Source organism: Caulobacter sp. LjRoot300 (assembly GCF_964253875.1).
Classification (GTDB): domain Bacteria; phylum Pseudomonadota; class Alphaproteobacteria; order Caulobacterales; family Caulobacteraceae; genus Caulobacter.
In genome coordinates this window covers 389688-403106 of the sequence record NZ_CAXUSA020000005.1, presented here as the reverse complement: position 1 = coordinate 403106, position 13419 = coordinate 389688, and the positions used below count along the sequence as shown (strand labels likewise).

Genomic DNA, 13419 nt, shown 5'->3' with positions numbered 1-13419 from the left:
GCAAGCGGGACCGACGACGGACGGTGGCATTCCTGACAGGCTCAACCTGAACCGGACCTTTAAGCCGCGTGCAGCCCATGCTAATCGACCCGTCCTCCCGAAGGGATCGCGCCTCGCGCTCGCGCTGGGTCTCGGGGGCCTGTAGCTCAATGGTTAGAGCCGACCGCTCATAACGGTCTGGTTGGGGGTTCGAGTCCCTCCAGGCCTACCACCTTTCCCGTAAGGCGCTCACAATCTGATGGCCATTCCGGACAATGGCGCGGCCAGGCCAACCCGATGGCGTCCGAGGCAATTGACCCGGCGCCTGACGGCGCGCGACGCCGGTTGTTTGCGGCCTTGGCTATCGCAAACGGTGTAGGCTACTGTTGGTTGATTGTCGGGGTTGGGGGATTCCATGAAGGGTATCGTGAGCGCGGCCGGCTTTGTGCTGGCGTGGCTGGTCATCATCTTGTTTTCGTTCGGGCTGGGGATCATCCCGCTCGGTGTTCTGCTCGTGCTGACGTACGTCGGCGCGGACGACCGCGAGCAAAAGGCGAAGAGCCTCGTCTCTATGACGCTCATGGACGAAGAGGTGTTGATCGCTGGCGCGGTCCAGAAGCGGATCTTCGCCTTGTGGAAGCGTCGGGAGGTGCTCGGGATCACCAATAGTCGCGTCATGATTTTCAAACGCGGGCTGTTTGGCGGCTACAACATGCTCGACATCCAGTGGAAAGACCTGAAGGACGCCATCATCCAGCAGAACGTGCTGGACTCGGTGTGCGGTTCCAACCTCGCGTTCCGCCACCTGGCCACGCATCTGCCGACCCTCGTCGTTTTCGGCATCGAAAGCGAAATGGCTCGGAAGATGTACACCCGCGCTCAAAAGGAAGAGCAGTCGTGGGAAGAGAAGCGGCGCATTCGGGCGATGGAGGAAGTGCGCGCCGCCGCTGGCGGGGTGACCGTGCATGCCGCCCAGCCGATGGCTCCGACCGCTTCGGCCACCCAGAAGAATTCGATGATGGACGACATCCAGAAGGCCAAGGTCTTGCTGGATCAGGGTGTCATCAGCGACGCCGAGTTTCAGGAAATGAAGTCCAAAATTCTCGCGGCGTTCTGAGCACAATTCGCACGGGCAGGTCGCTCGTCGTCAGCGGACCCACGTGGGGGAACGATGAAAATGCGAAGTTCCCGCCTGGAAAGAGGGACGCGCACTCTTTAACTCCCCTGCCTGAGCCATGAGTACGCCTCCGCCAGGTCCGGCGGGCGCTCATCGCGGCGGGTCTATCCAGTCCTCACGTCCGTGACGCACGCGCTGAATGAAAATATCCGGCCCGTCGAGCCGGTAGAGGATGATGTGGCTCTTGTACGGATGGACGCGTGACGGCGGGCTCAGTTCGAGTCGTTCCGGCGCGGCGCGTGGGAAGTCGGACAGGAACATGAAGGCCTGCTCCAGCCCCGCGTGATAGCGCTCGGCCTGGCTCACGCCGAATTCGCCCCCCCCCCCCCCCCCGCGCGCGAGGTAGATTTGCAGGATGTCCTCCTCGGCCTTGCGGCTGAGCCTATAGCCCATGGTCCGCGCCGGCCCGACGTCGCGCGGCCTGGAGGATGTCGCTCATGGAATTGGGGCTCACGCCGCTTGCCTCGGCTTCGTCGACCAAGCGCTGCAGGGCGACGAGCTTGGCGGCGCGTTCCTGGTCCCGGCGGATCAGGTCGCGCACATAGTCGCTGGCGTTGCTGTAGCGCCCGGTTTGGGCGCGGCTCTCGACCCAGTCCTTCATGGCGTCGGGCAGGGAAACATTCATGGTGGCCATTTCACACCTCTCCCGCGGAGGGTGATATTTTGGCAAAGATTGTCAATACGGAACCGGCTTCCAGCATGATGAAGGCGCCGCCTACTTCGCCACCACCTTCGGCAGGCTGGTGATCGGCTCCAGCACGATGTCGCGGAAGAAGGTCTCGGCGCCTTCCGACTGCAGCTGGATCGCGCCGTGGGTCAGGGGGGCGCCGTCGGCCTTGAGGTCGCGGACCTCCATGACCGGCACGCCATTGACCACGTGGACGGCGCGGTCGCCCAGCACGTAGAGGTCCAGGGTGTTTCATTCGCCGGCCGGCTTTTCGGCGTCGCTGTAGGCCTCGATGTTCCATTGCGCCGTGCCGCCCTTGGCCGTGGTGGCGCGGCCGGCGGGCGAGAACCGCAGCTTGGGATCGATCAGGGTCGGGTCGTCGACGGCGGTCGCGGTGGCGCTGATCGCCTCGCCCACCGGCACGACCATGCCGATCGAGCCGGTCATGATCTCGAACTCCACCGCCTGGCTCCAGGCGCCCCAGACCGCGCCGGGCGCACCGTGCGAGTGGTAGAGCAGGCCGTTGTTGGGCGCCTGGGTCTCGCGCGGCGGCCAGCGGCCCTTGCCCCACTTGTATTGAAGCCGCAGATGGTAGTCGCGGAAGTCGCCCCGGTGGACCAGGCTGCCCCAGATCCTGCCGTTGACATAGATGGCAGGGCGACCGTCCTCGACCACCGCCTTGAAGATCTCGGCGCTCCTGGGGCCGGCGCCGATCGGCGCGATGGGCGGACGCTTGTAGGTCAGGGCCGGGTCGGCATAGCCGAGCCAGGCGTCCCAGCTGCTGAGATCCTTACCGTTGAACAGCGAGACCGACGGCCCGGCGGCTTTCGGGACCTCGGCCAGGGCCAAGGGCGGCGCCGGGGCGGCCAGGGCGGGCGCGGCGAGGGCGGGCGCGGCGGCGGCCAGCGCCAGGGTGAAGGCCAGGATCTTGAGCATGCGTCCTCCCGCGCGCGTAGGTTGGCGGCAAGGTAGCTGACAGCGTTGTCGGTGCAAGGCTCGCATGGTCGTAGACAGGCCCGCCCTCACCACGGCGGCGCCCGCCAAACCGGCAGGTCGGCCTTGTGACGTCCCGGTCCCGAGCCGTCGCTTCCCAGCCGCCGCCATCGGCGCCACCTTGGCCGTCATGGCCTATCGTATGACCCTGGGCGGCGCCACCTGGACCTTCGAGACCCTGGCCGAGCTGATGGCCAAGGCCTCGCCGCCGCGCTCGGGCGACGCCCTGGCCGGGATCGCCGCCGCCAGCGCCCAGCAGAACGTCGCCGCCAAGACGGCCCTGGCCGACTTGCCGCTGAAGACCTTCCTGTCCGAGGCCCTGGTCCCTTACGAGGCCGACGAGGTCACTCGCCTGATCCTCGACGGCCACGACGCGGCGGCCTTCGCGCCCGTGGCCTCGCTGACGGTGGGAGAGTTCCGCGACTGGCTGCTGTCGGAGCTGGCCACGCCCGCCGCCCTGGCCCGCCTGGCGCCGGGCCTGACGCCGGAGATGGCCGCGGCGGTCAGCAAGCTGATGCGCAACCAGGACCTGATCCTGGCGGCGTCCAAGTGCAAGGTCACGACCCGCTTCCGCAACACCATCGGCCTGCCCGGGACCATGGCCGTGCGGCTGCAGCCCAACCATCCGACCGACGATCCGGCCGGGGTCACCGCCTCAATTCTCGACGGCCTGCTGTACGGCTGTGGCGACGCGGTAATCGGCATCAACCCGGCCAGCGACAGCCTGAACGTGCTGGGCGACCTGACGCGGCTGATGGACGACCTGATCCGGCGCTTCGAGATCCCGACCCAGTCCTGCGTGCTGACCCACGTCACCACGGCGATCCAGCTGATCGAGCGCGGCGCGCCGGTCGACCTGGTGTTCCAGTCGATCGCGGGCACGGAGGCCGCCAACGCCAGCTTCGGCGTCACCCTGGATCTGCTGCGCGAGGGCCTGGACGCCGGCCGTTCGCTGGGCCGTGGGACGGTGGGCGACAACGTCATGTATTTCGAGACCGGCCAGGGCTCGGCCCTGTCGGCGGGCGCGCACCACGGCGTCGACCAGCAGACGCTGGAGGCCCGCGCCTACGGCGTGGCCCGCGTCTTCGAGCCGCTGCTGGTCAACAGCGTGGTCGGCTTCATCGGCCCCGAATACCTCTATGACGGCAAGCAGATCATCCGGGCCGGGCTGGAGGACCATTTCTGCGGCAAGCTGCTGGGCGCGCCGCTGGGGGTGGACGTCTGCTACACCAACCACGCCGAGGCCGACCAGGACGACATGGACAGCCTGCTGACCCTGCTGGCCACGGCCGGCGTCACCTTCGTGATGGGCGTGCCGGGCGCCGACGACGTGATGCTGAACTACCAGTCCACCTCGTTCCACGACGCGCTCTATGTGCGCGAGCTTCTGGGCCTGAAGCGGGCGCCGGAGTTCGAGGCCTGGCTGCAGCGGGCGCGGATCGTCGGGGCGGACGGGCGCCTGGCGCCGCGCGCCGCCGGCCATCCGCTGCTGGCCGCGGGCGTCGCGGGATGAGCGCGCCAACCTTGCCTGAGGGAGTCACGTCCGATCCCTGGACCGCCCTGCGCCGCCACACCCCCGCCCGCATCGCCCTGGGACGGACGGGCTCCAGCCTGCCGACCGCCGAGGTTCTGGGCTTCGCCCTGGCCCACGCCCAGGCCCGCGACGCGGTCCACGCCCCGTTCGAGGCCGAGGCGACGGCGGCGGCGATCCAGGCCCTCGGCCTGGAAACCCTGATCGTCGACAGCGCCGCCCCGGACCGGGCGTCCTACCTGCGCCGGCCGGACCTGGGGCGCACCCTGTCGGAGGTCGGCCGCGCAGCGCTCGCGGCGCGATCGCGCGGGGCCTGCGACCTGGCGATCGTCGTCGCCGACGGCCTGTCCAGCACCGCCGTCCACGCCCATGCCGCGCCGCTGGTCGAGGCCCTGCTGCCGGCGGTCCGCGAGGCCGGCTGGCGGCTGGGGCCGGTTGTCGTCGCCCGCCAAGCCCGGGTGGCCCTGGGCGACGCGGTGGGCGAGCTGCTGGGCGCGCGGCTGGTCATCCTGCTGGTCGGCGAGCGGCCGGGCCTGTCGTCGCCCGACAGTCTGGGGGCCTATATCACCTTCTCGCCCCGGGTCGGCCGCACCGACGCCGAGCGCAACTGCGTGTCCAACATCAGGTCCGAGGGGCTGGGCTACGAAGCGGCGGCCTTCAAGCTGGCCTGGCACGCCCGCGAGGCCCTGCGGCTGGGCTTGACCGGCGTGGGGCTGAAGGACGAGAGCGACACGGCCGCCCTGACGGCGGTCACGCTCCCGCGTATCGCTCCAGAAGGATCGCCAGCGCCGACAGGCTGACGCAGGAGACGGCGGTGGTCAGGGCCACGATCCGGGCTCCACCACGCTCGAACACGCTGTAGGCCTTGGTCTGGATGAAGACGTTGACCGCGGTCGGGGTGGCGGCCAGCAGGGTCGCGCCCAGGCGGAAGGGCAGGGGCGCGTCGACCAGGCCGGTGGCGAACCAGGCCAGGGTCGGCATGACCATCAGCTTGCCGACGGCGGCGACGACGATCGGGCCCCAGCGCGGGATCGGCGAGGGCTCCTCGTCGGTGGGCTCGCAGGGCACGCCGGCCGCCGGCAGGCCGGTCAGGCCCAGGGCGACACCGAGAGCGACCAGGGCGACGGGGCTGCCCGAGGCGGCCGCCGCGGCCACGGCGCGGTCCAGCACGCCGGGCAGGGACAGGCCGGCCAGGGCCATGGCCGAACCGGTGATCGCCGCCAGCACGATCGGATTGCGCAGGGCCTGCATCAGCGAGCGCCAGGTCGAGCGGCCGCCGGCCCAGCCCAGCAGGCCCACGCCGATGGCCGCCACGACCACGAAGTCCACCGCCACCACGCCGGCCGAGACCCGCGCGGCCTCCGGGCCGAGCACCGCCAGGGCGATGGGCAGGCCCAGGAAGGCGCTGTTGCCCAGGCTGGCCGACAGGGCTCCGCCGGCCCGCTCCTCGCGTGTCCAGCGCAGGGCGATGCCGATCGCCACGATCAGGAGCACCACCAGAAGGGCGCAGGCCCCATAGGCCAGCAGGCCCAGGGTCAGGGCGCGGTCGGGAACGCCCACGCGCGACAGCGAATGCACCAGCAGGGCCGGAAAGCCGATCCAGTAGACATAGGTCGACAGCCCCGCCGACATCCGGGCGTCGAACAAGCGCAGCCGGGCCAGGGTCACCCCGCAGGCCACCAGCAGGAAGAACGGCACGACCCGCTGCGGCACGTCGAGCAACAGGTCGATCACAGGGTCACCGGCAAAGGGCGCAAGCGTGGCGGTCTCCGCCCGAAGGGGCCGTCCGTCGATAGCATCGGTCGCGGGCGGCGGTCAAAGTTCGGCCGTTTTCCGGATCCCGCAGCGCGGCGGCCGCTACCGCTCGTCCGTCGGCAGGCGGATGTGCACCAGCCGCCAGGTGAACAGCTCGTCGCGGCGGAAGGTGAAGACCGTCGCCTTGGACGGCTGGCCCGGCCGCTTGACCGAGATGCGCACGCGGTTGGGATCCCAGTAGACGATGGTCGGGTGCGGACCGGCGACGGCGGTCTTGGCCTTGTCGAAGGCGGAGGCGGGCTGGGACGCGACGGCCGGCGCGGCGCCGGGCGCATAGCCCCGGGTCAGGGCCGCCAAGCCCGGGACGGTCAGGTAGCGATCGACCCTGGGCTCGGGCGGAGCGATCGGCCCCATGGCCCGCTTGAAGACGCCCAGGGGATCGCGCCAGATCGACGGCGGCTCGGCCGGCGCCGCGGCCGGGGTCTCCTTCAGCTCGGCGGTCAGGCCGCCGCGCACCGCCGGGAAGTCGACCAGTTCGGCGATCGCCTGCACGTCCTCGTACTGGGCGGCGGCCTTGAGGGCGCGGAAGGCGAACCACGGCGCCGTGGCGAAGACGGCGGCGAAGATCACGATCGCCAGGACCACCAGGTCCCAAAGCCGCTTCTGAAGGGTCATCGGCGCTCCGCGCGAGGGTGAGACCACAGGACAGCCTATTCCCCCGGTCCGGGCAAGGCGCCTCGCGGGGCGCACGATGCGACCTTACGCGCCTTGCCCCGGGACGGGTCTGAGGACGAACTTCCTTGCCTAGTCAGGGGAAACGCGCGTTTCTTAGGACGCAAGACCGCCGCGACCAGTGAGGTGCCCGTGTCCGATAAGTTCCTGTTGGTCGATGCGGACGGGGCGTATGCGCGTTTCGCGGTGGTCGAGGCCGGCGAGCCGCCCGCGACGACCGAGGTGATACCGGCCGCCTCGCTGGACGAACTGATCGAGAAACTGGGCGAAGAACTGTCGAAGCGGGGCGGCCCGCGCCTGCGCGGCGCGGCGTTCTCGGCGCCGGGGCCGATCTTCGGCAAGACCCTGCAGGTGACCCACGCCAACCTGAAGCTGGACGGGGAGGTGCTTTCCGAGAGGCTGGGCGTCGCCGACGTCCGCCTGGTCAACGACTTCACCGCCCGCGCCATGGCCATGCCGCTGCTGGGGCCGGAAGCCCTGGAACAGATCGGCGGGGCGCCGCCCAAGGGCCAGGCGCCAGCCGCAGCCTTGGGGCCGAGCACCGGCCTGGGCGTGTCGATCCTGAACCCGGACGGCTTCGTGGGCTGGGTGGCCACGGCCAGCGAAGGCGGGCACGCCGCCCTGGCGGCGGGCACCGCCCGCGAATGCGCGATCATCGAACACCTGAGGCTGGCCAATCCTTACGTCTCGGCTGATCGGGTGCTGTCCGACGGCGGCCTGCTCGAGGTCGCCGCCGCCATCTCCGAGCTGGATGGCCATGGACCGCGGACGGGGGATTTCGCGCAGCTGGTCGCGGCGGCGCGCGCCCAGGACCCGATCGCCCGCGAGGCTTTCGCGCTGTTCTCCAGCTGGCTGGGGGCGGTCTCGGGCGACCTGGCGCTGGTGGCCGGGGCCCGCAGCGGCGTCTACATCTTCAGCCCGATGATGCTGGGCTGGACCGACCTGTTCGACCGCGACCTGTGCCGGGCCCGCTTCGAGGCCAAGGGGCGGATGGACGTCTATATGAAGGACATTCCCCTTTATCTGGTCCTGGAAGCCGACTGCGGCTTGCTGGGCCTTTCGGCGCTCTATGCCGAACGGAGCCTCTTCTAGAGCATCGCGCGGAAAAGTGGACGCCGGTTTTCCGCAAAAGCGATGCGAAAACAAAAATCTAGAGCGAACCACGCGATTCCTGCATCGCGCGGTTCGCTCTAGGCGGTGTGGCGATAGGGGAGGTTCAGCGAGGGGCAGGCCGCCTCGCCGGTGAACCTGGACGAAATCGGCGCGACGATCGGGCCGCTGAGGAAGGGGGCCTTCAGCCGACGGCAGAGGTCGAGTTCGCGCAGGCTCTTGACCCCGGCGATGCCCTGCCAGACCCGCTTGGTGCGGTAGATGGCGGAGTCGCGCAGGAAACGGGTGATCGCCGCGGCGCGCTGCCGCTCGTCCTCGCCGCTCAGCACCAAGGTCACGCTGTTCACCGCGCCGGCCTGCAGGCTCTCGATCCGGAAGCCCGGGTCGGAGACGTGCAGGTCGAGCAGCGAGAAGCGGTCGGTCAACAGCGAGCGGACCTTGCTGATCGCGCCATAGCTGGGTTCGCGGGGCACGTCGTAGATGTTGGCCGCCAGCCTGGGCCGCAGAGCGCGCGGCAGCTTCTGGAGGGCGGGCTCGTAGGCGCGCTGCAGGCTGGGCTTGATCAGGGCGGAAAAGCAGAACGGCACGAACAGGTAGCCTGACGGTCCAGAGTCGGCCGCCACCAGCGCGGCGTCGAGGCAGGCCTGGTCGCGCTCGACGGCCTCGACCAGGTCGATGGCCGGCGCGCCGTCGATCTCGGCGCCCCAGCCCACGCCGCCGCCGACGAACCGTTCCTTGGGCAGGTAGTAGATGCCCCACCAGCCGGTGCGCGGCGCGTCCACCTGCAGGAAGTCGTCGATGTCGCCCGCCGCCGGCGAGAGCGCCGCCAGTTCCTCGGCCGGCGGGGCTCCGGCCGTCGGACCGTCCGGCGGCGTGAGGCTGACCGCGCCGTCCGGCGTGATCTTGCAGACCCGGCCGGCGAAGCCGCCCTTGTCGAGGCCGTCCAGCAGGGTCTTCAGCGCCATGGCCGGCGTGCCCGCGAACCGCATGACCTCGGCCTGGTCGCCCTCCAGCATCAGCAGCGTGACCTCGCCCGCGCCCTGGTCGCCGAACAGCTTGTGCTGCAGCTCCCGGGACATCCGGCACAGTTCCTCGGCGTCCAGGCTGGTCGCCCTGGGATCGGCGAGCACGAAGGAGAAGGGGGCCACCAGACCGTACCGGCGCGGCCAGGTCCAGTGGGTCTCCAGGTAGGCGGACGCCACCTTGGCGACGACTCCGGCCATGGTTTCGGCGTCGGCGAAGACCAGTTCCTCGCCCACGAAGATCTTCAGACAAGCGATCGCCGTCATACGCGGACCATGGGACAAACCTCTCGATCAGGCGGCCGCCTCGAGGTCATGGAACGCGCGGCGCGAGGTCGCGGCGCCCAAAGACCCCGCCTTAGTTGTAGGGGCCGGGGCCCTGAAACGCAAAACGCCTCTCCCTCGGAGGGAGAGGCGTCGCGAAGGTCGAGGACCCTGAAGCCTAGGCCGTGGCCATCGCCTTCTTCAGGTTCTCGTCGATCTTGTCGAGGAAGCCCTCGGTGGTCAGCCACGACTGCTTGTCGCCGACCAGCAGGGCCAGGTCCTTGGTCATGAAGCCGCTCTCGACGGTGTCGACGCAGACCTTCTCCAGGGTGTGGGCGAAGGCGGCCAGGTCGGCGTTGTCGTCCAGCTTGGCGCGGTGCGCCAGGCCGCGGGTCCAGGCGAAGATCGAGGCGATCGAGTTGGTCGAGGTGCTCTCGCCCTTCTGGTGCTGGCGGTAGTGGCGGGTGACGGTGCCGTGGGCGGCCTCGGCTTCCACCGTCTTGCCGTCCGGGGTCATCAGCACCGAGGTCATCAGGCCCAGCGAGCCGAAGCCCTGGGCGACGATGTCGGACTGCACGTCGCCGTCGTAGTTCTTGCAGGCCCAGACGTAGCCGCCCGACCACTTCAGCGCCGAGGCCACCATGTCGTCGATCAGGCGGTGCTCGTAATGGATGCCGGCCGCCTTGAACTTGTCGGCGTATTCGGCGTCGTAGATCTCCTGGAAGATGTCCTTGAAGCGGCCGTCATAGGCCTTGAGGATCGTGTTCTTCGTGGAGAGATAGACCGGATAGCCGCGGCCCAGGCCGTAAGCGAACGAGGCGTGGGCGAAGTCGCGGATCGACTCGTCGAGATTGTACATGCCCATGGCCACGCCGGCCGATGGGGCCTTGTAGACCTCGTGCTCGATGGTGGCGCCGTCTTCGCCGACGAACTTGATCGACAGCGTGCCCTTGCCCGGGAACAGGAAGTCGGTGGCCTTGTACTGGTCGCCGAACGCGTGGCGGCCGACGATGATCGGCTGGGTCCAGCCGGGCACCAGGCGCGGCACGTTCTGGCAGATGATCGGCTCGCGGAAGATCACCCCGCCCAGGATGTTGCGGATGGTGCCGTTCGGCGACTTCCACATCTTCTTGAGATTGAACTCGGTGACGCGCTGTTCGTCGGGGGTGATGGTGGCGCACTTGACGGCCACGCCGTGCTTCTTGGTCGCCTCGGCCGCGTCGATCGTGACCTGGTCATTGGTGGCGTCGCGGTTCTCGACGCTGAGGTCGAAGTAATCGAGCTCCAGGTCCAGGTACGGGAAGATCAGCTTATCCTTGATGAGCTTCCAGATGATCCGGGTCATTTCATCGCCGTCCATGTCGACGACGGGGTTGGCGACTTTGATCTTGGCCATTGCGGGGTCTTTCCTCTCGCGGTGGCGCGCCTGTGACTCTTTGGCGCACAGGGCCAAGGAGCGGCGCGGACGGCGTGCCTATAGACTGTTGCGGGCCGGGGGGAAAGCCGAGGCCGCCGCGATCCCGCGACGAAGCCATTTTCGCGCGCTAAGTGTTTGATCCGCGTGTAAATCCTTGTTGAGGCTTCTTGGGGTACGAACCAGGCGTGGAGAAGCGGACCGCCATAGCCGACGTCACTTCGCCGCTCGCGCGGCGGCTGCTGGCGATCGTCGCCATCCTGTCCATCGCGGTGACGGGGGTGGCCACGGCCGTGACCTTCGTCTTCGTGCAGCGATCGGCCGCCGACGCCCAGGTGCGCCACCTGACCGAATATGCCGCCGAGCGGGTCAAGACCGAGGACCGGTTGTTCTCCGACCTGGTCAAGGTGCACGAGGCGGCCTCCGACTCCCTGGCGCGGCGGCTGCAGGCTCTGGACCCCCGCACGGTGGAGCGCGAGTTCGACGCCCAGTTCCCCAGGCGCGGCGACGGCACCCGCCGCACGGCCGACGCCCTCTATGACGGCGAGACGATCGACGGCGACTACACCTACGGCGTCGGCGGCTACCTGCGCGACGCCGACAAGCTGACCCCGCAGCAGAAGGCGTTGTTCCTGGCGGCGACCCAGGTGGTCTCGCACACCGGCGAGGCCGAGCTGAACCGCTACGACAACTTCTACTTCTTCACGCCGGACACCCGGCTGGTGATGTTCGGGCCGCGGCGTCCCGATCGGCTGATGTACTACCGTCACAAGGCCCCGCCGACCTTCGACGTCAGCGGCGAGGAGATGACCCTGCTGACCCTGCCCCAGCAGAACAGCGAGCGGGTGATGAAGTGCACCAAGCTGCGCAAGCTGCTGTCGGACCCCAGCGGCCGGGGCCTGAACTCGGCCTGCATGACCCCCTTCGACTATCACGGCAAGCAGCTGGGGGCCTGGGGCACCAGCCTGTCGCTGGACTCCTACCTGCTGCGGGCCGTCGAGGACGCCTTGCCCGGCGGGCGCAACATGATCGTCTCGTCCGACGGCGAGCTGATCGCCGCGCCCGGCCTGGCCAAGAACGGCGTCGTCGACGCCCGGGCCCTGGTCCGGGTCCAGGCTCAGGAGGGCGTCGCCGACGTCGTTCGCCAGATCCGCGCCCTCGGCGCCGACGTGGGCGCCATTCGCCATGGCGACCGGGTGATCGCCTATGGCCGGCTCAAGGAGCCCGACTGGTACTTCCTGATGAGCTTCCCGTCCGGCGACCTGGTGTGGTCGGCGGTCAAGACGGCCTCGTGGGTGCTGCTGTTCGGCGTGCTGGGAGTGATCATTCAGGTGGCGCTGCTCTATCGGGTGATGCGCCTGATGGTCGAGCGGCCGCTGCGGGTCCTGGCTGACGCCCATCGCACCGGCGCGGTGGTCGAGGCCGAGCCGATCGAGGCTCGCACCGACGAGATCGGCGCCCTGGCCCGCACCCTGCGCGACCAGCGCGACCGCAATATCGAGCTGCTGCGCTCGTTGGAGGAACGCGTCGCCGAGCGCACCGCCGAGCTGGAGCGCGCCAACCAGGCCAAGTCGGTGTTCCTGGCCAACATGTCTCACGAGCTGCGCACGCCGCTGAACGGGGTGATCGCCATCGGCGACCGCCTGGGCGAGGAGGTCGATCCCGAGCGCCGTCGCGAGCTGGCCGCACTGGTCACCTCGTCGGGCCGGCTGCTGGAGCAGGTGCTCAGCGACATCCTCGACGTCTCCAAGATCGAGGCCGGCCAGTTCCAGCTGACCCCCGCGCCGTTCGACCTGGCCGCCCTGGTCGGCGGCGTCGCCGAACTGCACCGGGCGTCGGCGCAGGCCAAGGGGCTGGACTTCCGGTGGTCGATCCAGCCGGGCCTGGAGGGCGGCTATCTGGGCGACGCCGGACGGATCAGCCAGATCCTCAACAACCTGCTGGCCAACGCCGTCAAGTTCACCGCCCTCGGCGAGGTGGCGCTGAGCGTCGAACAGGCCGGCGAGGGCCTGAGCTTCATCGTCAGCGACACCGGCGTCGGCTTCGACGACACCGTGCGCCGGCGGCTGTTCAAGCGGTTCGTCCAGGCCGACCAGTCGATCACCCGCCAGTTCGGCGGCTCGGGCCTGGGCCTGTCGATCTGCGCCGCCCTGGCCGAGATGATGGGCGGGCGCATCGACGCGCGCGCCGTGCTGGGCCGCGGGGCGACCTTCCGGGTCGACCTGCCCCTGACCCGCATCCGGGCCGTGGAGGACGCCGCGCCGGACGACGACGAAGAGGTCTCGCTCGAAGGCCTGCGGGTGCTGGTCGCGGAGGACCATCCCACCAACCAGAAGGTGGTGGAGATCATTCTCCAGCCGTTCGACGTGGCCCTGACCATGGTCGAGGACGGCCAGGCGGCGCTGGACGCCTTCCAGCCCGGGGCCTTCGACGCCATCCTCATGGACATGCAGATGCCGGTCATGGACGGCCTGACCGCCACCCGCCTGATCCGCGAGCGCGAAGCCGCCGCCGGCGCCGCGCCGGTGCTGCTGGTCATGCTGACCGCCAACGCCATGGAGGAGCACGTCTCGGCCGCCAAGGCCGCCGGCGCCGACCTCCACCTGGCCAAGCCGGTGCGCCCGGCCCAACTGCTGGAGGCCCTGGCGCGGGCGCGGACGACGCGCGCGGCGGGCGAGCTCAGCGTGGCGGATTAAGCCTGGATCATCCCGCCGGCCGGACGTCGCCGGAGGCGCGAAACATCATCATGGGACTTGCACCGCGCGGCGGTCCGGC

At 69.5% G+C, this 13419-nt stretch carries 11 protein-coding genes, 1 tRNA gene and 1 pseudogene; 6 read left to right on the top strand and 7 right to left on the bottom strand.

Going from position 1 to position 13419, the window contains the following annotated elements:
* Window positions 1-135: 135 nt before the first annotated feature.
* Together ACSQ2G_RS19260 and ACSQ2G_RS19255 are read left to right on the top strand one after the other, a co-directional pair.
* Window positions 136-211 (top strand) — tRNA-Ile (locus tag ACSQ2G_RS19260).
* Window positions 212-394: 183 nt separating this feature from the next.
* Window positions 395-1096, top strand: coding sequence for an SHOCT domain-containing protein (locus tag ACSQ2G_RS19255; RefSeq protein ID WP_436033593.1), 702 nt, complete (start codon window positions 395-397; stop codon window positions 1094-1096).
* Window positions 1097-1246: 150 nt separating this feature from the next.
* On the opposite strand, the gene ACSQ2G_RS19250 is transcribed toward ACSQ2G_RS19255, so the two are convergent.
* The 3 genes and pseudogenes from ACSQ2G_RS19250 to ACSQ2G_RS19240 form a co-directional block, all read right to left on the bottom strand.
* The gene (locus ACSQ2G_RS19250) at window positions 1247-1549 is read right to left on the bottom strand and encodes a type II toxin-antitoxin system RelE/ParE family toxin (RefSeq protein WP_436033591.1); all 303 of its coding nucleotides are present in this window, start codon (window positions 1547-1549) and stop codon (window positions 1247-1249) included.
* Window positions 1539-1790 (bottom strand): type II toxin-antitoxin system ParD family antitoxin, encoded by a 252-nt coding sequence (locus ACSQ2G_RS19245; RefSeq protein WP_436033589.1) that lies wholly within the window; start codon window positions 1788-1790, stop codon window positions 1539-1541. The genes ACSQ2G_RS19250 and ACSQ2G_RS19245 overlap by 11 nt, the downstream gene beginning before the upstream one ends.
* An 81-nt stretch (window positions 1791-1871) precedes the next feature.
* Window positions 1872-2825 (bottom strand): annotated as a pseudogene (locus tag ACSQ2G_RS19240) (3-keto-disaccharide hydrolase).
* 121 nt (window positions 2826-2946) lie between these two features.
* Here ACSQ2G_RS19240 and ACSQ2G_RS19235 point away from each other — a divergent pair.
* On the top strand, window positions 2947-4329 hold the full coding sequence (locus ACSQ2G_RS19235; protein WP_436033587.1) for an ethanolamine ammonia-lyase subunit EutB: 1383 nt from the start codon (window positions 2947-2949) through the stop codon (window positions 4327-4329).
* A gap of 11 nt (window positions 4330-4340) precedes the next feature.
* A complete protein-coding gene (gene eutC / locus ACSQ2G_RS19230; protein ID WP_436033586.1) occupies window positions 4341-5147 on the top strand; it encodes an ethanolamine ammonia-lyase subunit EutC in 807 nt (268 codons plus the stop codon).
* On the opposite strand, the gene ACSQ2G_RS19225 is transcribed toward eutC, so the two are convergent.
* Together ACSQ2G_RS19225 and ACSQ2G_RS19220 are read right to left on the bottom strand one after the other, a co-directional pair.
* Entirely contained in the window at window positions 5098-6081 is a 984-nt protein-coding gene (locus tag ACSQ2G_RS19225) for an AEC family transporter (RefSeq protein WP_436033584.1), read from the bottom strand. The two genes, eutC and ACSQ2G_RS19225, sit on opposite strands and share 50 nt — an antisense overlap.
* Before the next feature lie 123 nt (window positions 6082-6204).
* Window positions 6205-6777 (bottom strand): DUF2939 domain-containing protein, encoded by a 573-nt coding sequence (locus ACSQ2G_RS19220; RefSeq protein ID WP_436033582.1) that lies wholly within the window; start codon window positions 6775-6777, stop codon window positions 6205-6207.
* A gap of 189 nt (window positions 6778-6966) precedes the next feature.
* On the opposite strand from ACSQ2G_RS19220, the gene ACSQ2G_RS19215 reads away from it, so the two are divergent.
* Window positions 6967-7926, top strand: coding sequence for a glucokinase (locus ACSQ2G_RS19215; protein ID WP_436033580.1), 960 nt, complete (start codon window positions 6967-6969; stop codon window positions 7924-7926).
* A 98-nt stretch (window positions 7927-8024) separates the two neighbouring features.
* Here the strand turns inward: ACSQ2G_RS19215 and ACSQ2G_RS19210 are convergent, their stop codons facing one another.
* Window positions 8025-9233 (bottom strand): hypothetical protein, encoded by a 1209-nt coding sequence (locus ACSQ2G_RS19210; RefSeq protein ID WP_436033578.1) that lies wholly within the window; start codon window positions 9231-9233, stop codon window positions 8025-8027.
* Window positions 9234-9408: 175 nt separating this feature from the next.
* A complete protein-coding gene (locus ACSQ2G_RS19205; RefSeq protein ID WP_436033576.1) occupies window positions 9409-10626 on the bottom strand; it encodes an NADP-dependent isocitrate dehydrogenase in 1218 nt (405 codons plus the stop codon).
* A gap of 206 nt (window positions 10627-10832) precedes the next feature.
* On the opposite strand from ACSQ2G_RS19205, the gene ACSQ2G_RS19200 reads away from it, so the two are divergent.
* Window positions 10833-13340, top strand: coding sequence for an ATP-binding protein (locus tag ACSQ2G_RS19200; RefSeq protein WP_436033575.1), 2508 nt, complete (start codon window positions 10833-10835; stop codon window positions 13338-13340).
* The last annotated feature ends 79 nt before the right edge of the window (window positions 13341-13419 follow it).